Annotated in this window: 1 protein-coding gene; it reads right to left on the reverse strand. The window is 56.8% G+C overall.

Features of this window, described 5'->3' with window-relative positions:
* Positions 1 to 1,425: Ig-like domain-containing protein (locus tag MO387_RS20725; protein ID WP_242326507.1), on the reverse strand; the 1,425-nt coding region annotated here is incomplete at both ends.

A 1,425-nucleotide genomic window follows, 5' to 3' on the forward strand; every position in this document is an offset into this window, starting at 1 on the left:
GTGGCGCTGACAGGGTAAGTGCCATCGGCCAAGGTGGTGCCGGTTAAGTCGATGCTCCAGTTACCGCTGGCATCAATCACCAAGCCGTTGGCGGTGGTGTAGACCACGCCATTGATGGTGACGGCCAAGGTGCTGTTGTCACCTAAATCGACCGTGCCGTTGAAGACTAAGGTGTTGTCATTGGTGATGAAGTCGCTGCCCGAGGCGCCGGTGTCATCGGTAATGCTGGTGATCGCCACGGTGTTGCCGTCGCCATCTTGGTCAATCTTAGTATCAATCACCACGTCTTGGGTGACGGTTTTGCTGTTGCCCGCCAGGTCAGTGACCGTGGCGCTGACAGGGTAAGTGCCATCGGCCAAGGTGGTGCCGGTTAAGTCGATGCTCCAGTTACCGCTGGCATCAATCACCAAGCCGTTGGCGGTGGTGTAGACCACGCCATTGATGGTGACGGCCAAGGTGCTGTTGTCACCTAAATCGACGGTACCGTTAAACACTAAGGTGTTGTCATTGGTGATGAAGTCGCTGCCCGAGGCGCCGGTGTCATCGGTAATGCTGGTGATCGCCACGGTGTTGCCGTCGCCATCTTGGTCAATCTTAGTATCAATCACCACGTCTTGGGTGACGGTCTTGCTGTTACCGGCCAGGTCAGTGACGGTGGCGCTGACAGGGTAAGTGCCATCGGCCAAGGTGGTGCCGGTTAAGTCGATGCTCCAGTTACCGCTGGCATCAATCACCAAGCCGTTGGCGGTGGTGTAGACCACGCCATTGATGGTGACGGCCAAGGTGCTGTTGTCACCTAAATCGACGGTACCGTTGAAGACTAAGGTGTTGTCATTGGTGATGAAGTCGCTGCCTGAGGCGCCGGTGTCATCGGTAATGCTGGTGATCGCCACGGTGTTGCCGTCGCCATCTTGGTCAATCTTGGTATCAATCACCACGTCCTGGGTGACGGTCTTGCTGTTGCCAGCCAGGTCAGTGACGGTGGCGCTGACAGGGTAAGTGCCATCGGCCAAGGTGGTGCCGGTTAAGTCGATGCTCCAGTTACCGCTGGCATCAATCACCAAGCCGTTGGCGGTGGTGTACACCACGCCATTGATGGTGACGGCCAAGGTGCTGTTGTCACCTAAATCGACGGTACCGTTGAACACTAAGGTGTTGTCATTGGTGATGAAGTCGCTGCCCGAGGCGCCGGTGTCATCGGTAATGCTGGTGATCGCCACGGTGTTGCCGTCGCCATCTTGGTCAATCTTGGTATCAATCACCACGTCTTGGGTGACGGTTTTGCTGTTGCCGGCCAAGTCAGTGACGGTGGCGCTGACAGGGTAAGTGCCATCGGCCAAGGTGGTGCCGGTTAAGTCGATGCTCCAGTTACCGCTGGCATCAATCACCAAGCCGTTGGCAGTGGTGTACACCACGCCATTGATG

It is taken from the genome of Shewanella sp. N2AIL (assembly GCF_022690845.1).
Lineage (GTDB): Bacteria > Pseudomonadota > Gammaproteobacteria > Enterobacterales > Shewanellaceae > Shewanella > Shewanella baltica.